The 21,940-nt window shown below is 61.6% G+C and carries 18 protein-coding genes; 12 read left to right on the top strand and 6 right to left on the bottom strand.

From position 1 onward, the window contains the following. Nucleotides 1–10: 10 nt before the first annotated feature. Nucleotides 11–2,899: an isoleucine--tRNA ligase gene (gene ileS / locus ABR989_RS05180; RefSeq protein WP_428126192.1), complete on the bottom strand. Its 2,889-nt coding sequence runs from the start codon at nt 2,897–2,899 to the stop codon at nt 11–13. A gap of 216 nt (nt 2,900–3,115) precedes the next feature. Here ileS and ABR989_RS05185 point away from each other — a divergent pair, with 216 nt between their 5' ends. The 4 genes from ABR989_RS05185 (at nt 3,116) to ABR989_RS05200 (ending at nt 7,490) form a co-directional block, all read left to right on the top strand. After that, entirely contained in the window at nt 3,116–3,418 is a 303-nt protein-coding gene (locus ABR989_RS05185; RefSeq protein ID WP_428126194.1) for a hypothetical protein, read from the top strand. Next, nucleotides 3,415–4,626 carry a CaiB/BaiF CoA transferase family protein gene (locus ABR989_RS05190; RefSeq protein WP_428126196.1) on the top strand — a complete coding sequence of 404 codons (1,212 nt, stop codon included), beginning with the start codon at nt 3,415–3,417 and terminating at the stop codon, nt 4,624–4,626. The genes ABR989_RS05185 and ABR989_RS05190 overlap by 4 nt, the downstream gene beginning before the upstream one ends. Before the next feature lie 2 nt (nt 4,627–4,628). Then, nucleotides 4,629–5,831 carry a CaiB/BaiF CoA transferase family protein gene (locus ABR989_RS05195; protein ID WP_428126198.1) on the top strand — a complete coding sequence of 401 codons (1,203 nt, stop codon included), beginning with the start codon at nt 4,629–4,631 and terminating at the stop codon, nt 5,829–5,831. A gap of 126 nt (nt 5,832–5,957) precedes the next feature. Next, nucleotides 5,958–7,490, top strand: coding sequence for a YifB family Mg chelatase-like AAA ATPase (locus ABR989_RS05200; protein ID WP_428126201.1), 1,533 nt, complete (start codon nt 5,958–5,960; stop codon nt 7,488–7,490). Nucleotides 7,491–7,515: 25 nt separating this feature from the next. On the opposite strand, the gene ABR989_RS05205 is transcribed toward ABR989_RS05200, so the two are convergent. Together ABR989_RS05205 and ABR989_RS05210 are read right to left on the bottom strand one after the other, a co-directional pair. Continuing rightward, the gene (locus ABR989_RS05205) at nt 7,516–7,998 is read right to left on the bottom strand and encodes a YybH family protein (RefSeq protein WP_428126202.1); all 483 of its coding nucleotides are present in this window, start codon (nt 7,996–7,998) and stop codon (nt 7,516–7,518) included. A gap of 480 nt (nt 7,999–8,478) precedes the next feature. Continuing rightward, nucleotides 8,479–10,083 (bottom strand): hypothetical protein, encoded by a 1,605-nt coding sequence (locus ABR989_RS05210; protein WP_428126203.1) that lies wholly within the window; start codon nt 10,081–10,083, stop codon nt 8,479–8,481. Between ABR989_RS05210 and ABR989_RS05215 the strand changes: the two genes are divergently transcribed. After that, nucleotides 10,047–11,852 carry a glycosyltransferase family 39 protein gene (locus tag ABR989_RS05215; protein WP_428126205.1) on the top strand — a complete coding sequence of 602 codons (1,806 nt, stop codon included), beginning with the start codon at nt 10,047–10,049 and terminating at the stop codon, nt 11,850–11,852. The two genes, ABR989_RS05210 and ABR989_RS05215, sit on opposite strands and share 37 nt — an antisense overlap. Here the strand turns inward: ABR989_RS05215 and ABR989_RS05220 are convergent. Next, a complete protein-coding gene (locus ABR989_RS05220) occupies nt 11,842–13,245 on the bottom strand; it encodes an APC family permease (protein WP_428126207.1) in 1,404 nt (467 codons plus the stop codon). The genes ABR989_RS05215 and ABR989_RS05220 overlap by 11 nt on opposite strands. 400 nt (nt 13,246–13,645) lie before the next feature. On the opposite strand from ABR989_RS05220, the gene ABR989_RS05225 reads away from it, so the two are divergent. Then, complete coding sequence (locus ABR989_RS05225; RefSeq protein WP_428126209.1) at nt 13,646–14,185, top strand: hypothetical protein; 540 nt, start codon at nt 13,646–13,648, stop codon at nt 14,183–14,185. Nucleotides 14,186–14,496: 311 nt separating this feature from the next. Here the strand turns inward: ABR989_RS05225 and ABR989_RS05230 are convergent, their stop codons facing one another. Both ABR989_RS05230 and ABR989_RS05235 read right to left on the bottom strand, forming a co-directional pair. Further along, on the bottom strand, nt 14,497–14,691 hold the full coding sequence (locus ABR989_RS05230) for a hypothetical protein (protein WP_428126211.1): 195 nt from the start codon (nt 14,689–14,691) through the stop codon (nt 14,497–14,499). After that, a complete protein-coding gene (locus ABR989_RS05235) occupies nt 14,669–15,247 on the bottom strand; it encodes a hypothetical protein (RefSeq protein ID WP_428126213.1) in 579 nt (192 codons plus the stop codon). The genes ABR989_RS05230 and ABR989_RS05235 overlap by 23 nt, the downstream gene beginning before the upstream one ends. A gap of 264 nt (nt 15,248–15,511) precedes the next feature. Here ABR989_RS05235 and ABR989_RS05240 point away from each other — a divergent pair, with 264 nt between their 5' ends. The 6 genes from ABR989_RS05240 (at nt 15,512) to ABR989_RS05265 (ending at nt 21,901) form a co-directional block, all read left to right on the top strand. Continuing rightward, nucleotides 15,512–15,847: a hypothetical protein gene (locus tag ABR989_RS05240; protein ID WP_428126215.1), complete on the top strand. Its 336-nt coding sequence runs from the start codon at nt 15,512–15,514 to the stop codon at nt 15,845–15,847. A 6-nt stretch (nt 15,848–15,853) separates the two neighbouring features. Continuing rightward, nucleotides 15,854–16,333 (top strand): hypothetical protein, encoded by a 480-nt coding sequence (locus tag ABR989_RS05245; protein ID WP_428126217.1) that lies wholly within the window; start codon nt 15,854–15,856, stop codon nt 16,331–16,333. Between the two features lie 471 nt (nt 16,334–16,804). Further along, complete coding sequence (locus ABR989_RS05250; protein WP_428126220.1) at nt 16,805–17,227, top strand: hypothetical protein; 423 nt, start codon at nt 16,805–16,807, stop codon at nt 17,225–17,227. A gap of 322 nt (nt 17,228–17,549) precedes the next feature. Continuing rightward, a complete protein-coding gene (locus ABR989_RS05255) occupies nt 17,550–19,319 on the top strand; it encodes a tetratricopeptide repeat protein (protein WP_428126223.1) in 1,770 nt (589 codons plus the stop codon). A gap of 46 nt (nt 19,320–19,365) precedes the next feature. Further along, nucleotides 19,366–20,184, top strand: coding sequence for a LolA family protein (locus ABR989_RS05260; RefSeq protein ID WP_428126224.1), 819 nt, complete (start codon nt 19,366–19,368; stop codon nt 20,182–20,184). Further along, nucleotides 20,174–21,901, top strand: a complete 1,728-nt coding sequence (locus tag ABR989_RS05265) for an ABC transporter substrate-binding protein (protein WP_428126227.1) — start codon at nt 20,174–20,176, stop codon at nt 21,899–21,901. Before ABR989_RS05260 ends, ABR989_RS05265 begins: the two co-directional genes overlap by 11 nt. The last annotated feature ends 39 nt before the right edge of the window (nt 21,902–21,940 follow it).

Here is a 21,940-nt window from a genome sequence, read left to right on the forward strand (position 1 = left end):
CCTGCAACGGTTACGCCCCCACCACCGCGCGGCATCTTGCGTCCAACTGGTGATCGCCGCCGTCATCGAAGTATTTCCAGCATCGCGCGCACTTCACCCCGGACGCGTGACGCCCAACCAGCGTGATTGCGGGATTCGCGGCGGCTCGCACGAAGCTGCCATCGACGGCGAAGTCCTCGCGGCCGCCGGCTTGCCGCCTGATCTCGGCCGCTTCCGCGTCGCCCAGAATCGCGACCTCCGAGACGATGAACAAATCTTTCAGCTCTTCGCGATATTGCTTGATCGTTTCGGCAAGCCCGCTCTCAGAGCCACCGTCAGCTCCCAGGCTGATTGCGGCATCGAGCGGCGCACCGATCGTCCCCGCCTTGCGCATCGCTTCGAGCAGCTTGAGCGCCTCGTCACGAATCCTGAGCAGCCGTTCCCATCGCGCCTCCAATTCTTCATCGCGCCACGACGGATTCGCCCGATGCATCGTCGTCAGATGCACACTCTCGAGCCGATTCCCCGGAAGATACGCGTAAACTTCCTCAGCCGTGAACGGAATCAGCGGCGCGAGCATCCTGATAAGCGCATCGAGGATATTGAACAGCGCGGTCTGCGCCGAGCGCCGCTCGCGCGACGCCGCGGCCGAGCAATAGAGGCGGTCGCGCGCGACATCGATATACAGCGAGCTCAGATCGATCACTATGAAATTCAGCGTCGCCTGATACGCGGTCTGGAACTCGAATGCTTCGTAAGCCTGGCGCACTTCGCTCTTGAGCTTCTCCGTGCGCGCCAGGATGAAGCGATCGAACTCGAGCATATCCTGGAATGCAACTGCGTCGCGCGCGGGATCGAAGTCCGCGAGATTGCCCAGCACGAACCGGCAGGTGTTGCGAATCTTTCGATACGACTCCGACACCGCGCCGAAGATCGTCTGGCCGAGCGTGATCTCAGCCGTGTAGTCGAGCGACGCGTACACCAGCCGCAGTACGTCAGCCCCCATCCGTCCTGCCGCATCGACGGCGTCCTCCGCGTTGCCGAGCGACTTGGACATCTTGCGGCCCCGCTCGTCCACTGTCAGTCCATGGCTGATTACGCTCTTGAACGGCGCCGTGCCGCGCTCCGACACCGCGCAAACCAGCGACGAGCCGAACCATCCGCGCGCTTGTTCCACCGCTTCCAGGTACGCGTCCGCCGGCCAGGTCAGTTCCGGGCGCGCGCCCAGCACCACGGCTTGCGAGGATCCCGAATCGAACCACACGTCGAGGATGTCTTCCTGCTTGATAAAATCCGCGCCTCCGCACCTCTGGCATTTGAGGCCCGGTGCGACGAAGTCCGCCGCCGGCCGGCTGTACCATGCGTCGGAACCTTCGCGCGCGAAAATCTCCTCGACTCGATCCATCGTCGCAAGCAGTGGCGCGACCTCATCGCATTTCGCGCATCTGACCGCCGGTATCGGCACGCCCCACGCGCGCTGGCGCGAGATGCACCAGTCGGGGCGCGTCTCCGTCATGTTGCGGATCCGATCGCGCGACCATTCCGGATACCATTTCACTTTGTCGATCGCGTCGATCACTTTGGCGCGCAGTTCGTTGTGATCGATGCTCACGAACCATTGCTCGGTCGCCAGAAAGATCAGCGGATTGTGGCATCGCCAGCAATGCGGGTAGCTGTGCGAGAGGTTTTGCGCATGCAGCAGCGCGCCGGCCGCGGCCAGTCTCTCGACGATCGACTTGTTCGCCTTGAAGACGTTCTGCCCCGCCCATTGTCCGCCCTCCGCCGTGAACACTCCTCCCCCATCCACCGGCGTGAACGGCGTCAGCCCGTACTTCTTGCCGACCACGAAATCCTCGTAGCCGTGTCCCGGCGCGGTATGCACCAACCCGGTGCCGGCGTCCGCCGTCACGTGCTCGGCGTACATCAGCTTCACGTCGCGCGGGATAAACGGATGTCGAAAGATGTCCTGGCCGTCCAGCGCCTTGAGCGCCGCGCGGCTGAGCGCGATGCGTTTTTCAACTGCCAGTCCGCATTCCTTCTCGACATTGTCCGCCAATCGCGACGCGGCCACGTAGTAATGATCGCCGGCCTTCAACGCGACGTAGTCGAAAGTCTCGTTCAGTGAGATTCCGAGATTCGCCGGCAGCGTCCATGGCGTCGTCGTCCAGATTACGGCCGACAGTTTGCCGGCCTTGTGCGCGGCGTCAAGCTCGGCGCCGTCGCTGCGATCTGCGGCCAGCGCGCCCGCATCCTTGAGATTCGAATTGAACGCGAACGCGACGTAGATCGACGGCGAAACGTGATCGCGGTACTCGACTTCGGCTTCCGCCAGCGCCGTGCGGCATTCGAAGCACCAGTGCACCGGGCGCAATCCCCGATACACGTAGCCGTGCTCGACCATCTTGCGCAGCACGCCGATTTCGGCCGCGTCGTACTCCGGCGCCATCGTGAGATACGGCTTGAACCAATCGCCGATCACTCCCAGGCGCCGGAAGTCCGAGCGCTGCAAGTCGATCCATTTCTCCGCTTCGGCGCGGCACAGCCTGCGCAGTTCGACCTTGGAAATCGTCCGCGCCTTGTCGCCGAGCTCGCGCGATACCTTGTGCTCTATAGGCATCCCGTGACAGTCCCATCCCGGCACGAACGGTGTGCGATATCCCATCATCGAGCGCGATCGCACCACGAAGTCTTTCAGAATTTTGTTGAGCGCGGTCCCCAGATGCACCCGGCCGTTGGCGTACGGCGGTCCGTCGTGCAGCACCCACAACTGCGCGTCCTTGCGCGCCTCCATCAAGCGCCCGTAAAGGTCGGTCTCGTCCCAATGCTTGAGCATTTCCGGCTCCCGCTTGGGCAGATTCGCCTTCATCGGGAAGTCGGTCTTGGGAAGTTTCAGCGTCGATTTGTAGTAGGTCTCAGCCACGCGCCATGTTGCCCGCGCGCCCGTGCGCGCGCGATCTCCTTCGCAATTGTCAAGTATTGAGCGTCCGATCAGATTAACTTACGCCGCGCTCGCTGGCGAGTATCGAGCGCCGCCGCGCATCGGTGATGCTTTCGCCTGTTTGAATCCCGCCGCCAGCCTCCATATCATCTTTCGCGCACCAGTGGAGCATCGAATCACATATCGATAGAAAACATTATGGGACTCAGAAAAGTAACTCTGTTCGATAAGGAAGGCACCACCCTCGTTCCCGTCGAAGAGGACGGCCAGGCGAAACCCGCCGTGATGGGCGTGCGATGGGTCAATCCCGTCACCTTCGAAACCATTCGCGTGCGCGGCGGCAAACGCACCGGCCCCAGGAACGAAGTCCTGATGGAAGTTCCCGCGACGCTCGACACCGGCGCATTCGCAATCGAGGACTTGCCCCCGCCCAAGGTCAAGCAAAAGCTCGCGCAAATCCAAAAGTCTGCCGAAGCGGGAAAATCGGCGAAAAAATCATGACCGAGCCCAGCCCCGGCGCGCTCGCGGGCCTGCGGGTCCTCGACCTGACCGGCCACCGCGCACAATTTTGCGCGCGGCTGCTGGCCGACATGGGCGCCGACGTCATCAAAGTCGAACCTCCCGCCGGCGACGACGCGCGCCGCATCGGCCCCTTCCTCGACGACCTCCCGCATCTCGACCGCAGCCTGTTCTTCTGGTTCTACAATCTCAACAAGCGCTCCCTCACGCTCGATCTCAACCATTCCCGCGGCGCCGACATCTTGCTCCAGCTCGCCCGCTCCGCCGACGTCATCGTCGAGAGCTACGCGCCGGGCACGCTGGACCGGCTCGGGCTTGGCTGGGATACGCTCCATCGCGAGAATCCCGCGCTGGTCCTCTGCTCGATTGCGCCGTTCGGCCAGACCGGCCCCTGGCGCGACTTCATCGCCGACGACACCGTGCTGACCGCATTGGGCGGGATGCTCTACATCAACGGCTTCCCCAATCACGCTCCCGTTCGTCCACTCGGTCTGCAGGCGTATCATTCGTCGGCGTATTACGGCGCGATCGCCGTGATGCTTGCGCTGCTCGCGCGCGATCGCACCGCTGAAGGTCAGTGGATCGACCTCAGCATGCAGGAGGCCACCGCGGCCGCCGTCGAGCACGTCGCCGGTGCATTCTTCGAGCGCGGCGAGGCCGAGCCGCGCCGCGGCACTCTGCATTGGAGCCGTTTCTTTCGCGTCGGCAAATGCCGCGACGGTTACATCATGCATTGCACGCTCGGCGACTGGACCTCGCTCATCGAATGGGTCAAGTCCGACGGCAAGGCTGCCGATCTCGACGCGCCCGACTATCAGCAGGTGATGTATCGCTATCTCATGGCCGAGCATCTCTTCGACGTTCTCGACGATTGGGTCAAGGATTATCCGCGCGACGAGCTGCTCGAGCGCGCGCAGCTTCTGCGTCAGCCTTACGCGACCGTCCGCCCGCCCGAGGCGCTCTTCGACGACGACCAGCTCGCCGAGCGCGGCTACTTCGTCGAGGTCGAGCATCCTGAGCTCGGCCGCAAGTTCCGCTATCCGGGTGCGCCGTATCTTTTCAATGGCACGCCGTGGCGAGTATCGCGCCGTCCGCCGCTGATCGGAGAGCATACCGGCGAAATTTTGCGCGACGAACTCTCGATGGCTCCCCAAGCGCTCGCCGCGCTCTTTGCCGAGGGAGTGATCTGATCATGCCGGCGATGCCGCTGGACGGCGTCCGCGTCCTCGATTTCACCTGGGTCGTCGCCGGCCCGGTCGCGACACGCATCCTCGCCGACCACGGCGCGGAGGTCGTCAAGGTCGAGCGCAAGGAACCGCCCCAGCTCGGCAACCGCAAGCTCGGCCTCCAATGCGACCTGAATCGCGGCAAACTTTCGGTCGCGCTCAACATGCAGCACCCGCGCGGCGTCGAACTCGCCCGCCGCCTCGCCGCCAAAAGCGACGTCGTGATTGACAATTTTTCCGCCCGCGTGATGCGCAGTTGGGGGATGGATTACGAAAGTCTCGCCGCCGTGAAACCCGACATCATCTGCATCAGCATGTCCGGCCTGGGACACACCGGCCCGCGCTCCAGCTACGTCAGCTACGGACCGACCCTGCAAGCCCTCACCGGCTACACGATGCTGATGGCCGAACCCGACGGCACGCCCGCCGGCTACGGCTATTCCTACGCCGACACATGCGGCGGTTACACGGGCGCACTCGCGGCGCTCATCGCCATTTGGAATCGCCACCGCACCGGCCGCGGCCAGTTCGTCGATCTCGCGCAGTTCGAGGCCGTCGCCAGCGTGATCGGTCCCGCGCTCCTCGACATCTCCGTCAACGGCCGAACGCAGCCCGCCCCCGGCTACAATTCGCAGGAAGGCCCCGCCGCACCGCACGGCGTTTACAAATGCCGCCCGCTTGACGGCGACGACGACCGATGGGTCGCGATCGCCGTGAGTACGGGCCCCGAGTGGCGCCGATTCGTCACCGCGATTGGTTCTCCATCGTGGGCGAGCGACCCGAAGTTCCGCACGCTCTACCTGCGGATGCGCAATAGCGGCGATCTCGACGCCAACGTTTCACGATGGGCCGCGGAGCACAGCGCCGAAGACGCGATGGCGATCCTCCAACGCGCCGGCATCGCCGCCGGCGTCGTCGAAAACGGCATCGATCTCTGCGCGCGCGATCCTCAACTCAAAGAGCGCGGCTTCTGGCCCGCCGTCTCGACCGCCAAGGGCACGACGACTAACGTCACGGGCATCCCGTTCAAGCTTTCCGGCGGGTCGGGAAGGGTTCGCTCGATCGCACCCGAAGTCGGCGAAAATTTCGACTACGTGCTCGGTGAGTTGCTCGGCCTCGGCCGCGCCGAGCGCGATGAATTGGTCGCCGCCGGCGCCGTCTGGCCCTGACCGCTGGCGAATCCGTGTTACGCAGGTAACAATGTACCCCAAGTAACGCGCATCGCTCGCAGCCCCTCATTGCGCTAGTGTCAGCGACACTGGCGGTTAACAGTAAGAAGCCGTTGGGGGCAATTCTTGCACGCAAGCGTAATATCGAGTGCGTTGGTTGGCGTTGACGCGTTCCCGGTCGAAGTCGAAATCGACATCGGCGCCGGGATGCCGCCGCATCGTCTCGTCGGCCTGGCCGAGGGCGCGGTCAAGGAGGCGCTCGATCGCGTCAAGTCCGCGCTCAAAAATTCCGGCTTCGATTTCCCCACTCGCAAGATGACCATCAACCTCGCGCCCGCCGACACGCGCAAGGAAGGCTCGGCGTTCGATCTTCCACTCGCGCTTGGAATCCTCGCCGCACAAAACGTGTTGAAAGATCGCGCGCGCCTGCGCGCCTATCTCGTGCTGGGCGAACTCGCGCTCGACGGCCGCATCAAAGGCATCCGGGGCGCGCTGCCGACTGCCCTGCTCGCGCGCTCTGCCAGCTTCGCGGGCGTGATGCTCCCGCGCGAGAATGCCTCCGAGGCATCCGTCGTCGGCGAGGGCACCGCCGTGCTCGGCGTCGAGAGCCTGCGCGAGGCTTTCGAATTCTTCGAGGGCCTGCGTCCGCTCCAATCTGCGCCCGTCGATCTCGGCGCCGCGTTCGGTGCGGCAAATATTTACGACGTCGATTTCAGCGAGGTCAAAGGCCAGGAGCAGGCCAAGCGCGCGCTCGAAGTCGCCGCCGCCGGCGGTCATAACGTCCTGATGATTGGGCCGCCCGGCTCGGGCAAGACGATGCTCGCCAAGCGCCTGCCCTCGATTCTGCCCGCGATGACCTTCGAGGAGGCCATCGAAACCACCAAGGTGCACTCCGTGATGGGCCTGCTCGACGGCCGCGCGCTCGTCACCACGCGCCCCTTCCGCTCTCCCCACCACACCATTTCCGACGCCGGCCTCGTCGGCGGCGGCTCGATTCCACGCCCCGGCGAGGTCAGCCTCGCCCATCACGGCGTCCTGTTCCTCGACGAATTGCCCGAGTTCCGCAAGAACGTGCTCGAGGTCCTGCGCCAGCCGCTCGAGGATGCGCGCATCACCATCTCGCGCGTGATGGGCACGCTCACTTTCCCCGCCTCCGTGATGCTGGTGGCTGCGATGAACCCGTGCCCGTGCGGCTTTTACACCGATCCGCAGCACGAATGCTCCTGCTCGCCGATCGCGATTCAGCGCTATCGCTCGCGCATCTCGGGCCCGCTGCTCGATCGCATCGACATCCATATCGAAGTGCCCGCCGTGAAGTACAAGGACCTGACCGATCGCGTCGCGCGTGAGCCGTCGATCGCGATTCGCGAGCGCGTCAATCGCGCGCGCGAGGCGCAGCTCGTTCGTTTCAAGGGGATGCCGTTTTTCTGCAACGCGCAGATGCGCGCGAGCGATCTCCGCCTCCACTGCCAAATCGAGTCCGGCGGCGAGCGTCTGCTCGAGCTTGCCATCAACCGCCTCGGCCTGAGCGCGCGAGCCTACACGCGAATCCTCAAAGTCTCACGCACCATCGCCGATCTCGACGGCGCCGCCTCGATCGCCGCCCACCATGTCAGCGAGGCGATTCAGTACCGCTCGCTCGACCGCACCGCCCCCTAGCCCAAAAAACCAGGCGGGCCGCCGGCTAGGGATACGGTGCCTCGTACGCCATGTAACGCGCTATCTTCCAGCTACCATCCGGCTGGCGCCGGAATATATCCATGCCGGGTTCCCGTTTGATCTCCTCGGATCCGTTTTTCGGGCTCACCTTCAGAGTCCAAACGAGCCTTACAACGGCGAGATCGCCCGACACCAGGATCTCCTTGATTTCCAGGTCATAGTGATATGTCTTGGCCGGGTCCGCCAACGCCATCTGCATGTTGGCGCACAGAGAATTATAGGTGTCTTCGGGCTCCCCCCGAAAATTTGAAATCAAATCCGGCGCAAACAGCGAACAAACCCCCGATGCATTGCCGCTATCGAAGTCTCGCGTCCACTTCTCCAGCTCGGCGCGAATCTGATTCTGCGCCGCGCTCGTGGAATCCGCAGCCGATGCATGCGATGCGGACATCAGCAGCGCGAGAACACCTGCTGTGATTGCTCCAACCCGAGCGCGCTTCATTCTCATAACCCGGCTTCTCCTTCTCACGAACGCCAGACGCCATGCAATCGCAGCGTCCAGCCCGGCCTATGTTTTCGCGCTGCTCGCCACGCTGCACGCAAATTCGCGCACGTTTATGCAAATTCGCGCCATGCCATCAGTTCCTCTTGACGACTTGTCACCATCGCGTTAACTGATTTATCACATGGGGATCTTTAATATCTGAAATCGCGGGGAGCCGGGCCTGCAAGCGGCTTTCCGCAAGGGGAGTCAGCGATGAGCAGCGTAGCGCGTATGGCTGTATTCGTTGTCTTGGGATCGGCATTGACGGCCTTGGCGTTGATCGTAGCCAGCCACCTGTCCACCGTCGCCGGTTAATCCGAACCGCCGCCCGTCGCATCCGACCTGACGGGCGAGTCCTGTTCCGGTAATTTTCTTTCCCGCGGCTCATCGAAGCCGCCCGCGCGGTCTTGTGCGCCGACGATTTCGCGCCCCCGTCCCCCCTGTCTATTCTGACGAGCTGGTAACCGCCGCTGGCGCGGGTGTTCGCGACCAGAGCTTGAAATGGGCCGTCGTCAGGACCACGCGGAAGCCGTTGCGCGACAGAAAGTCTTCGGGAACCAACACTAGCGGGAGCAACTGAACCGGCGAATCGCTGATGACGGCCGGGACTTTTCCATTGGCAATCGCGTCGCGCATCTGTTCGGTCCAGAAGTGCCGGGTATCGTAGATCAGCTGGAAAAAATCGGCTGCGCCAAGGTGCCGGCGCGCGGCGAAGAAGCCGTCGCGATCGTACTCGGCTTTCGCTTCGCGATACACGCCGTAGGTTTCAGGATAGCGGATCAATTCGCGGCGTCCGGCCTCGAAGCATACGAACGACGGCGCGATCACGTCGTCGCCGGGTTTGCTGGCGGCGCGCAACGCGTCGGCAAGCTGCGAGATTTCCGCGCGCGGCACGAAGCCGAAGCCATAGACGGCACCATGCAGCCAGTTCTCGTTCACAATCGGCGTGATCCAGATCAGAAAAATCGCGATCAGCGCCGCACCGCCCGCAAGCAGCTTCCATCGATGCTGCGCCTGCTCTCTCGCGATCAGATCCTCAATCGCCCGTACGAGCGCCGTCGCGCCGATTCCTGCGACGATCGCGATGAACGGGATCGCCTCGAGATAGTTGTGCCCCCACGCGGTCGGGCTCAGCACGCCGTAAAAGGCGTACTCGGCGGCGACGATCGCCAGCACCAGAATCACGCCGCGGCTGAAAATGCGATCGGCGAAGATTCGCCAGCATCCAAGCACGAACAGCGGCGCGAGCACGTCGAGGATCATCCGCGGGTAGGTCGCGATACTGCCGGCGGTGTCGCGCCCCTTCAGAAAGTGAAACACGAATGTCTGGAATATGAACTCGTTGCCGTAGAGCCGGTAGAGGATGGCGCTGAACGCGGCGAGTGCGAGCGCGAAGATGACGCCCGACGCGACTGCGCCCGCGATTCGGCGGTACGCGACGGCGATGAACACCAGCATCACGGCAAACGGAATCACCGCCGTCAACTTGATCGCGCACGCGACGAAGAAAATCGCCGCGAGAATCGCGGCTTGGCCAATCGCCGCCGTCGTATCGTCGAGCGTGACGATCGCCCCCAGGATAATCAGCGGCGCGATGAAACTCTCGCGCTCGTAAACGTGGTAGCGAAAGACGAGCGAGCTGTATGCGTATAGAATCGACGCGAGGATTGCCGCCGGGCGGCCCGCGGCGCGGCGGGCGAGCGGGTAAGTCAGGATGCTGGCGGCGAAAATCGCCGCCTCGTTCAGGATTTCGATCGACAGATGGCTTGCGCCGAACAACTTGAGATAGCATCCCGCAATCCATTCGAGCAGCGGCATATGCGGGTGAATGAAATCCAGGTACGGGCGCATCCCAACGCTCACGAACCACGCGCTCTCGAGGTAGAAATCGTCCTCGACCCACACCTCCGGGTAGAGCATCCGCACGACGCGCGGGATGAGCAGCGCGACGATGAGCCATGCGCCGATGCGCGCGGCGCCGGCGTCGTCGGCGGTCGCGGAGACGCGCCGCGATGAGCCCCGCGAAGTCATCGAAACGACCCGTCGCATCCGCTGCCGGCATTCCCCGGATGCCGAGCATCCTCGAATGGGGAATCCTCGCGGCGATCGAGCTGCTCGTGATTGTGATGGTTAGATCCGCCGGCTTTCAACGCGGAGTCGAACTGATGCCGTGGCCGGATGGGCTCGAGTACGCCGCATCGGCGGCAAACCTGGCGAATGGTCGCGGTGCGGTGCTGCATTTCGGTGGATATACTTACCCGTCGCGCTATACCGGCGGCTACCCGCTGATCCTGGAATTCTTCTACCGCTTATTTGGCGGACACGTTTCGCTGCTCCCTGTCGCCTCGTGGATTCTCGGGATGCTCTCCGTCGTCGGCATTTTCATCGTGACGCGCGTGCTGTTCGGGCGCGTGGCCGGCGCGATTGCGGCGCTGTTGCTCGCGCTTTCGCCCGTATTCATCACGTATGCATCGCTTGTGATGAGCGACGTGCCCACGCTCTGCGTGACGATTTGCGCCGCGCTGATGCTGGTGGTTGCCACCTCGGACTACGCGTCCCAATCGCCGAGCTGGATGCGGATGTCGGCATGGCTGATGCTCGGATTCCTCGCCGGATTCTCGACTATCATCCGTCCCACCAACGCCGTCATCCTTGCCGGTCTCGCGTTGTGCGTCGTGATGGTGCCGCTTGAACGTCAAGGTGAGAATCGAGATCTCCCGAGCATCCTCAAAGCGGCGATCGCAATAGCAATCGGTTTCGCGATTCCCGTCGCGTGGCAGTTGCATCAGAACGCGGTTCATCTCGGGAGCGCATTCGCGAGCGGCTACGCGTGGTGGGTTCCCGAAGTTTATGGCGCGATGGGCCGCACCTTCAGCGCCGCGTACCTGTTCGGTCCCACGATGCCGCGAAATCCGCACGGCAACGTGCTCGTGTACATCACGACACTGCTCGGGCTCGACGGGATGCTCGGCGATCGCGGCAATGCGCGTTACTTCCTCTACCCGTTCGCGGCGGCGGTGTTCGCGATTGTCGGGTTCATCGCGATTTTTCGCACGCCCGGAAGACCCACGGCGCGTCGCCTGATGTGGTTCGGGCGCGGATACCTTGCCGCACTGACCGGGCTCTACTGTTTCTACCTGTTCACCGACGTGGCCTTCATCCTGCCTGCCGCGTTCATACTGTTTATCGCGGCGGGCTCGGGAGCAGCCTCGGCAAATCGATGGATGCGCGAGGTGCTCCGTAACCGAAATCGAAGCGCCGGTCGGTTCGCAGCCGCGGCGGGGGTGATCGTGCTGGACCTGCTGTTGATCGTGTCGCTGGCTTCGGAAGCGGTCGTGCGCTTGAGCGAGCGGCCCGCGGGCTCCGCGATGGTTGATGCGTTGGCGTCGTTGGATTTGACGCTGCCTCGCGATGCGACCGTAGTCAGCAACATCTCGTTGCAGTTTCTCGAACTGTATCTGGCGGCTGGCGATCGCCGCTTCGTCGGTCTCAACTCACTGGACCCGGGCGAGCGATTCACTGACTACCATCTGCATCGCCTCTATGAAAAACGCGCGGCGGGATGGAACGGCGCGGTACCGCCGGTCGTTTTCGACGGTTCTCAAATGTCCGCCGAGGCGGACTCGCTCGCGTCGGCGCTCGGCGCGAGGACACCGGTCTTCGTTTTGATCGCCGCGCCCGAGTCGGATGATTACGTTGACGTGCTCAAGACTGAACTCGATCAGTTGCAGGCGAAATTCTCCTTCGAGCCTGAACTGCGGACCCGGCAAGTCGCGCTGTACCGGCTGACGGCGCGCAACCGGCCCGCTACGGATTAATGCTGGTGGGCGGAGGATCTATAGCGGGCGGGCCGCCGTAGCGCCGCCGGCAAATCGCATACGCAGGCCAAACGCATACACCGAGCACGATCGCCAGGATGAAATCGGCCTTGCCTACTCCCGCCGAGACGGCCAGCCCGAAAGTCGCGGCCCAGGTCAGAATTGGAAGAATTGCGACCAACGCGAGACCGACGCGACCGCCGCCAATCGTGAACATCCCGGTGCGATCCGGCATCCGTTTCCGCAGCCGGACCAGGGCGAGCAGTTCCAACGCAAGCGCCGCCATGTAGAAGAATACGTCGAGCACGACCAGCGCGACGAATCCGATCGGCACGAGGATCGTGAACACGATGCAGCAGAGCAGAATCGACTTGCCCGGCGTTGCGGTCGCGGACCAGAGCTCGGCCAGCGGCGGCGACAGGTAGCGCTCGCGAGCGAGCACGAACGGCATCCGCGACACCCACAGCATCGCGGCCTCGAACACCGCGAACGACATCACCGCGCCGCCGAGCGCCAGCGCGCCGCCCAGCGCGGGTCCGCCGATCGTGTAGCCGACGTGCGAGAACGAGCCGGTTCCCCAGTCCGCGGCGGTGACGGCGCCCGAGACGGACACCGCGAGCGGAAGCACGTAGCCGGCGACGATTATCGGCATTGCGATCAGAATGGCGCGCAAATAGTTACGCCGCGGATGTTCGATTTCCGCCGACACGACGCTCAGGTTCTCCCATCCGCTGAAATTCCAGATGACCACCGTCAGTCCGGCCGCCATCGCACCCCACGGATCTGCGCCGAACAGCGGCGGCGTCGGCATCGTGAAATGCATCAGGCGCGGGAGGCCAACCATCACCAGCGCCGCGAACGGGGCCACGAGGACTGCGGCGAGCACGACCGACGCCATCCCAACCGGCCTGACGCCGAGAAAATTAAGTCCACCCGCCAGCCATACCAGCGCGATGCCGGTCGCAATTTGGGCCGTCGGGCCGAGCGGGAGGATGAACGAAAGATAGCCGGCGAAAAGCACCGGATAAATCGCCATGTCCGCGGCGGTGTAAAGAATTGTCAAATATGCCTCGACGAAGCCGGCGAACGGTCCGAGCGCTTCCTTGACCCAGAAGTAGAAGCCGCCTTCCACCGGCATCAACGCCGTCAACTCCGCCGCCATCAGCGCCGTCGGGATACTCAGCGTCAGCGGCACGATCAGACACAGCATGAGAGTCAGGCGCGGCCCCGCCAACCGGACCGCATCCTCCAAACCGTACGCGCCGCCGCTCACGACCAGGTACATCACGCATACCAGCGGGATGAGGCCGAGCTTGCGGGGCGAACGATGCGCCAGCGGGGCGGCGCTCGAGGGCGCTCGGGAACGCGTGTTTTCCGTCGGGACGTGCGGCAATTGCGGAGCGGCTCCGGCCCCCTCCCTATCCGAGCCGATGCGCGGTGGCAAGCAGTCAGGAGATCATAATGAGGCTTGCACAGTCGCATCCAGTGTTTCCGTCAATCATCAGGATAGCGTGATGTTAGGATCGCCGTCTAATTTTTGACTGACTCACGCGTTCCGGCGCGCAACGCGGAGCCCAGACAGGCGGTTATCAAGCCCGGCGCGCCGCCACGGAGTTTGGAAAGTCGCGCTCGCCTTGATAGCCTGCGCGGATGAAAATCGACGCGGTAATCAAAAGGATCGCTGAGCAAGTCGGATTGCCTGCACCGCTGCCAGCCAAGCGTCGAGGCCTTTTCAAAACCAAATATGGGAGGTTCGACGACGTGCTGTTCGACAGGGCTCACATGGGGATTTGATGCCGCAAGCACCACAGACATTTCTCAATTGGTTTCTACCAATCGCAACTCTCCTCCTCGGCTATATCGCAAAATCCGTTACTGATGGGATTGATTCCCGACGTGCTAGCAAGCGCGAACAAATAGTGCGGGAAGAGAGTCGGCGGGATCATCTCTTTGAGCGTCGCACCGACTTTCAACGCCAGACGCTACTCGATCTACAGGAAGCGACGATGCAGTTGATGAGAGCGACCGCCGCGATCAACCACGAGGACGTGATGGCTTTTCGTAAGACAGGGAAGTGGGGGATGCAGTTGGTTGGAGACGAGTTGAGTGAAGCCCATCGCTTGGCTAACGCGCGTGTCACCATACTGCGGGTACGAGTACGCGACCAAACGGTTCGAGATTTCGTTGGCGACGTACAGGCAAACGGCAGCTCGCTGGTAATATGCCGTAGCGAACAAGAAAGCACCCGTCTGATGGGGACGTTGTTTGGCGCGTTCGACAATTTGAACGGGCGTATCGGCGAGCTACTCAGACATATCGATGACGAGGGCTGAGGGGACCGTCTCGGCTCCCTGCGCGGCGCGCTGCCCCCGCAGGGCAACCGACTACCTGACATCGCGACTGAAAACGCGACGTGGGGCGACGTGTGCGAAATGTCGGCGGCCTATCTAGCGCGGGACGGGACGGGCGCAGTTCCCTGTCAGGTGCGCGAACGGCTGCACTGCGAAATCGTCATCGAGCGCGAGAGGGCTCACGGCCTTGAGATCACTGATCGACGAGAACCCCATTTATGATTGGTGTCACAAACGGGGCGCACTGATTTGAAGACGCAAGCGCGCCTTTCTCCTAGTCTCGCTTGTTGGCTTTAGTTCTGATCTGAAATCGCGCGGCGCTGGCGCGCGATGCGCGCTCTGCGGATGGGCTCAAGCCGCGCATTCATTTCATCGAGTGCTTTAACTTTTTGAGTAAAGGACAACGCCGCAAGCTCAACACGCCCTTCGGCCTTTCGAGCAAGGATGTCAGAAATATCGGGATATTTATTCTTGTTCGTCCGATTCATCGAAGTCTGGCAGGTCCATCCGATAACAAAACTTAGACCACTCTACTCGTAGATTATGACGATTCAGCACGTCTCGCAAGACTTTCAAATCTACCGCTTTTGCTTCAATAAACCGAAGAATCCTCTCGCGATCTTTTGGGCGCCCGATCCTCAACGCGGTTGCCACGATGTGTTCAGGGGTGAGCGTGCTAATCTTGATCGGTGCTGATCCCTCACCAACTTCAACTTCGATCTGCACCGCCTGGCTCAATCCCTCTGCGTCAAGGTCGCTCGCGACCGGAAGAAATTGCACCGGCCAACCCTCAACGACAACGCCTTCTTTTTTGAATTCCCCGTATCCGCGAATGCGCAAATAAGAGAATAACGGCTCTAGCGTGGCGACCCCGCTGGGCGCCTCTTGAAAATCGTCAATTGAGACCAGTATATCCAAGTCCTCGGTAGACGCGACTTCGATGTAATTCAGCGCCGCTACCGCGCCCGCAACAGCATAACTCCGAATGATCCCGTCCGTGACCATTCCGTTGATTACCCGAAAAGTGTTCGTCAGGCCGTCCATGTCCTGTGCGCCGAACCTAAAACCATTCTTCCGAAACAGTCTATCAGATCGAAGCCCACGGAGCAGCCAAGACCCACGCAGCACGTATCCGAGGCGATGCGCGGTGGAAAGCAGGCAGGAGATCATAATGGCGTCCGGCCAGCAGCCGTTCAGCCCATTTGTCGGTCGCGCGTCTGTCTGCTAAATCGTTCTCGCAATGAACCCCCGCCACGCCGCCGCGCTCGCGCTTGTGGGCTGGGTATCAAACTAGGGAAAACCAAGAAAATGGAACCAATAAGAAAAATTGGCACGATGCATTGGCGCGCCGAAGGGCGTTCAGATGGCTATGGCCCTGTACTGTTCATAGATCGAGACACTCAAGCTGGCATCGATGTCGAGTATGAAGGGCAAATATGGAGCGGTACTCTGATAAAAGAGGGAGGGTCGGGCGCTCTTGTCGGTCGATTGCGTCCGGCACTTGGGTCTTTGTCTAAGAGCACAGTTAGCATAAGGCTGATGGCTGAACCATTCAGGCTTTCCGGCACTTGGAAGGAAAACGATGACGAAACCTACCAATGTTGGGCTGATTTGGAGGCCGAGGGGGAAAATGCTGAGGATTAAAGCTAAATGAAGAGGCCCAAAAGAAGAAAGCCGGCTATAGCAACCAACCTGACCGGCGAGGCCGGAGCCCATTTTGTGGCTTGCGAACTTTCGCGCCGTGGCGCAATGGTTCTGCCGACTACGCGCAACACGAAGGGATTTGACCTTGTTTGCCTAAATTCAGATGGACGCGAGTTTTTTGCGGTAGTACAGGTTAAGAGCAGTTACGCTCGCCCGGGATTCTTCCTCGCAAACGCTCCACCAGCTGACGCGCGGCAAAACTTCTTCTACGCCTTCGTCCGCCTTTCGACAGACCCGCCCAAGGGCAGGCCACCCTTGAAGCCTTTGGAGGCGTTTATCGTGTCGGCTCCGAAAGTGCTGGAAAACTACGACCCGGGCGGGCCCAAGGGAGAATGGGCGAGCTGGATCGTACCAAAATCAGAAGAAGAACAGTCCAACTATCTCAACCGGTGGGACCTGATTCTGGATTGCCTGCACTGTGCCTAAATTGCATGTCAGCGCCCTCTTGCATCCCGATTTCGATCCCCCGCCGACGCCCGTTCGCATCCAATTAGTGTTTACTCCGACTAGATGGTGCGTAATAGGCAGGGGAACCGGACTGGGCTCGGCGTGCGGCGACTCGCGCGGGCGGGCGGCCCTGGCTTGTATAGCTGGCAAGTTTTAGGTTTCGGGGCTAGAAGGGCTCTTGGCGATGGCTACCAGTGCAACGTGTCCCGGTTGTGGAAGGCGAACGCTCCGCGTCTCGATGCAGCGGGTTCGCCCCGGTATCTATCACTTCACCGGCTCCTGTCCAGCCTGTCACGGGACTTGGTGGTGTCATGCGGATCAGAGCGCTCACCTTGGCGTAGCGGCGTGGCGATCTGGGCCTGATATTGAGTGCGACGAAGCGGGCAAGCAACGTCCCTGAGTCCGCCAAGGCCAAGACAGACCCTGTGCGGCCTCCAGGGGAAGGTCCATATGAAACTCAACACCGTGATGAAGCCAGCGTTCGCCGCGCTCATTGCGATCGCCAGCGCGAGTCCGCTGCTGGCGACCACCTACCCTGATTGTCAAGGTTGGAAACCGCCGCCGGAGCTTAAAGGCAAGAAGGCCGTAGAGACCAACTTCGTCGGACCAAGCGGCGGCGCCGTGACCATCGTTCATATTGGCCCCGGGATACTCTGCGAATCGGTCGAGCAAGGGGTGCCATCCGGCGAACGCCTGCAAGCCGAGCGAAAAGTCCTGAGCGGTAAGAAGCTCAAGGTCCACGAGCCCACCCTCGAAGACTTCAACGTGGCCACGCGCCCGGATTGCTACGACTTTTACGACGCTTGTTACAACCCAGACTTTGACGGTCCCGACCCCGAGGCGTGCGCTCAGTACGAGGCGCGTTGCCGTTGAGAAACTGGGGGACGCGGACAGCGGCAGCGCGACGCCCCTTGCGCGCCGCGGCGTTACGGCTTGTCCAAAGATCGCTACCAAAACGACTGCCGATCACGACCGAACAGGAGGGATCAGCATCGATCCCGCTTCCAACAAAAATCCCGATTTCGCGCGCGGTTTGATCTTTACTGGTCTCGCGTGCTCGCGACCGGGCTGTTAATGTAAAAGATGCGCAAAGGTCCGCGGCCGGTCGTCAAGGCGCGGGACACCTCGCGTTGACGATCCATACAGCGTGGTGCGAGCCCCAATTGAGAAGCTCTCCCGGAAATCTGTTTCGATCATGATGTTTTTCAGTACACGCGCGATCATCGCACTCGGCGCCGCGTCGATTGCGTTTCTCGGCTGCGCCCAAATCACAGGTGCGAAGTTCGAGCCGGTTCGCACCGTCAGCGTGGGTGGGGATAATCCCTTCGGCGGCGCGCCGGCGGTCGAGATCCCCGCCGATGCGCGCGCGATGAGCGCGTTCCTGAAGGCCGAGGTCGCGATGAATGAAGGCGACCGGGAAGAGGCGCTCAAGGATTACGCGGAAGCCGTCCGGTACGATCCCACCAACGCCGCGCTGAAGGTTCGCCTCGCCACGCTCTACGTCCGCGACGGGCGCCTCAAGGAGGCGCTCGATCAGGTAAACCAGGCGCTCGCGATCAATCCGGATTCCGCCGACGCCCGTCTGCTCGGCGCAGGCATCAGCTCGGCGCTCGGTGACGACGCGACCGCGGAAAAGGACTACCGCGAGGTATTGCGTCTCAATTCGAAAAATCAGGAAGCCTATCTCTATCTCGGCGCCCTCTACGCCAAGCGGGGCGATTACGGGGAAGCCGAGAAAACGTTTGAGCAGCTGATCACGCTCGATCCCAGTTCATTCCTTGGCTACTACTACGCCGGCAAGGTGATGGTGGCCTCGAAGAACTACCCGGCCGCCGAAAAATATTATCAAAAGGCGCTCGATCTCAATCCGCAGTCGGAGCTGGTGCTGCTTGATTTTGCGCTGTTGCGCGAGCGCCAGGAGCGCCCGCAGGACGCGCTCGTCTATTACAACAAGATCACGCAAGTCAATCCGAACAACGAGCTGGTTCGAAAGCGCAAGGCGGAAATCCTGGTCGGTCAGAAAAAATACGACCAGGCATTGGAGGAGCTCAAACGCGCCGAGCAGGTCGAAACCAATCCCGCGGACACGCGCACCAAGATCGGCCTGCTCTACGTCGAGCAGGGCAATTTTGACGACGCCGCGACCGAGTTCAACCTGGTGCTCGGCTCCGAGCCGGACAACTACCGCGTCCACTATTACCTCGGCACGGTGTACACGGAGCTTTCCGAGAGCGACAAGGCGATCCGCGAGTTCAACAAGATTCCCGCCGACAACGAGCATTACGTCGAGTCGCGCCTGCAGCTCGCTTACCTGTACGACAAGCAGAACAAGTACGACGACGCGATGGGCGCGCTGAAGGACGCGCTCGCCAGGAAGCCCCACGACCCCGAAATCACCGGCTTCATGGTCGGCGTCTATCAGGAAAAGAAGGATTACCAGGCTGCCATCGATCTCGCGCGCAAGATGGTCGCGGCCGATCCCAAAAATGACAAGCTCCACTTCACGCTCGGCGCGGCGCTCGATGAGAACAAACAGCGCGCAGAAGCCATGGCCGAGATGAAGAAGGCGATCGAGCTGAATCCCTCCAATGCGCAGGCGCTGAACTACCTCGGCTACAGTTACGCCGAACAGGGCGCCAACCTGGTCGAGGCCGAAAAGCTAATCAAGCGCGCTCTCGATATCGAGCCCGAAGACGGCTTTTACGTCGATAGCCTGGGATGGGTTTACTATCAGAAGGGCGACTACAAGCGCGCCGCCGAGGAGTTGGAGCGCGCGGTCAACCTGACCGGCAACGACCCCACTATCACCGAGCATCTTGGCGACGCGTATCGCAAGCTGGGCAAGGTCAAGGAAGCGGGCAACGAGTACTCGGACGCGCTGAAGAAGGCGCAGGAAACCGACCAGGTCGCACGGCTCAAGGATAAAATTCAGGTCCTGCAGAATGCCGCCAGCGCGGGCCACTGAACGCGCGCGGCGCCGAAAAACAGTTTCGCTCGCGGCGGTCGCATCGATGCTGCTGCTGGCGACGCTCGAAACTTCCGCCTGCATCATCGTTCGTCCTCCGCCCATTCCAGCGCCCGAGCCGATAGCGGGCTTCGACGCCGGCAAATATCAAGTCCGGAAATTGATCGCGGCGCTGGCCGAGCGTGACAAAACGCTCGACTCTATGCAGACCCCGGCCGTCATGGAATACACTGCCGGCGATCAGCACGTGAAGGCCAAAGAGGAAATCGTCGTCAAGCGGCCCGGCAATTTGCGCGTCGAGGCGATGTCGCCGTTCGGCGTGGCATTGCTGCTCGCGGCACAGGGCTCGGAGCTCGCAATCTTCGAGCCGGGTCAGAATCGCTTCATGCGCGGCAATGCGACCGCCGACACGCTCTACAGGTACGTGCGAATCCCGATGGCGCCCGCGGACGCTGTGGGTCTGCTGATGGGACTCGCGCCGCCCGAGTTCGCGCTCAATCGGGTCGCAGACTCGGTGTCGAACGACGGCGCGATGACGGTCGCGTCGTACCGCAACGCCGCGTCGGGGACTCGCGAGCTTGGATTTTCGGCCGGCAATCTCGCGATGGTGCGGGAGACGGCGGGCAACGGCCGCGTCAATTACGAGGTGCGTTACAGTGACTATCATGATATCGGCGGAGTGATGTTTCCGTACGTCGTCGATGCGACTTTTCCGGCGGCCGGCAGCCACGTGACGTTTCGTTACCTGCGGCCGATCGTCAATGGAGACATCCCCGATTCGACGTTCGTGTTGACACCGGCTCCAGGAGCCACTTTTATGAATTTGAGCCTTGACGATGCCCGCGCGCTTGCAAATGAAAGCTGAAAGCTGGCGCAAGCGAATCTTGCCGGCCATCACGTGCGCGATTGCCGTATCGTCGCTCGCGATTTTTCCCGGATGCCGGGTTAACCGGCCCGTGAACGATCACGAGAAAAATCAAATCCTCTACACGGCCATGGCCAGCGATCCGCGCACCTTCAATCCGATTCTGATCACCGATTCGACCTCGGGTGCGCTCACCGGCGATTTGTTCGAGAGCCTCACCCGCCTCAACCCCGTCACTACCCTGCCGGAGGCGGGCCTGGCCGAGAAATGGGACATCGCGCCCGACAGCAAGGCGATTACGTTTCATCTCCGTCACGGCGTGAAATGGTTTGACGGCCGGCCGGTCAACGCTCGCGACGTTCTGTTCACGCTCGACGTCATCTACGATCCCAAGGTGCCCAACAGCATCCGCCCCGCGATCACTATCGACCACCAACGCATCATCGCGGAGGCGCCCGACGACTACACGGTCGTCATGCGTCTGCCGAAACCGTTTGCTCCGCTGCTTTATTCAATTGGGATTCCGGTGATGCCGGCGCACATCCTCGAGCCCGTGTGGAAGGCGGGAAATTTCAACCACACCTGGGGCATCGACACGCCCCCGGACAAGCTCGTCGGCAACGGCCCGTATCACATGACGCACTACGCGCAGAGCCAGCTCGTTCGCTACGATCGCAACAACGATTATTGGATGAAAGATGAGCACGGCGGTCAGTTGCCGCGTCTGCACGGGCAGACGGTGACGATCGTGCAGGACCAGAACGCCGAATATCTACGCTACCTGTCGGGGCAAATCGACGTCTACGGCCCGCGCACCGAGGAGGTCTCGCCACTTTTGGACAAAGTCAAAAACAAGGAACTCGGCATCACGGTTCAGCAGATCGGAATCGACACGGGCTCGCTGTTTTTCACCTTCAACCGCAATCCGCGCCATTACGTCAAAAACGGCGTCACCAATCCGAAGCTCGATTGGTTCACGGACCTGAAGTTCCTGCAAGCGATGGCGCACATGATGGACAAGAAATCGATGATCGATCTTGTCTTTCACCAACTCGCGGTGCCGGCGGTGGCGAACATCTCGCCCGAGAACAAAATCTTCCACAATCCCAATCTCAAGGATTACGACTACGATCCGAAGCTTGCCGCCGACATGCTCGAGGCGGCGGGTTATCACCTCGCAAAACCCGGCGTGCGGACCGATCCGAAAGGCAATCGTCTCGAATTCGATCTCACCACCAACACCGGCACGCCCGAGCGCAACGAAATGTGCACCATCTTCAAGCAGGACGTCGAGAGCCTCGGCATCAAGGTGAACTATCGGCCGCTCGAGTTCACGACGCTGGTGGACAAGCTCGATTCGTCTTTCGACTGGGATTGTGTGCTGATTGGATTCACCGGCGGCATCGAGCCGAACGATGGCGCGAACTTTTATCGCTCATCGGGCAACCTTCATTTGTGGAATCCGAATCAGCCCAAACCCGCCGCACCATGGGAGGCGGAGATCGACACGCTGCTCGATCAGGGCGCGTCCGAAATGGATCCCAACAGACGGGCGCCGTACTATTGGAGAATTCAGCAAATTCTCCACGACCAGTTGCCGATACTCGAAACGGTGCGCCAGCAGCGCTATTCGTCGTGGAAAAACTCGCTGGAAAACTATCAGCCCAAGGTGTGGGGTCTGTACAAGCCGGAGTGGATGCAATTCAAGGCCGACTGAGCATCCGGCGCGCAACGCACCTCGAAATATCAGGCCGTT

It is taken from the genome of Binatus soli (SeqCode) (assembly GCF_050015535.1).
GTDB lineage: Bacteria > Desulfobacterota > Binatia > Binatales > Binataceae > Binatus > Binatus soli.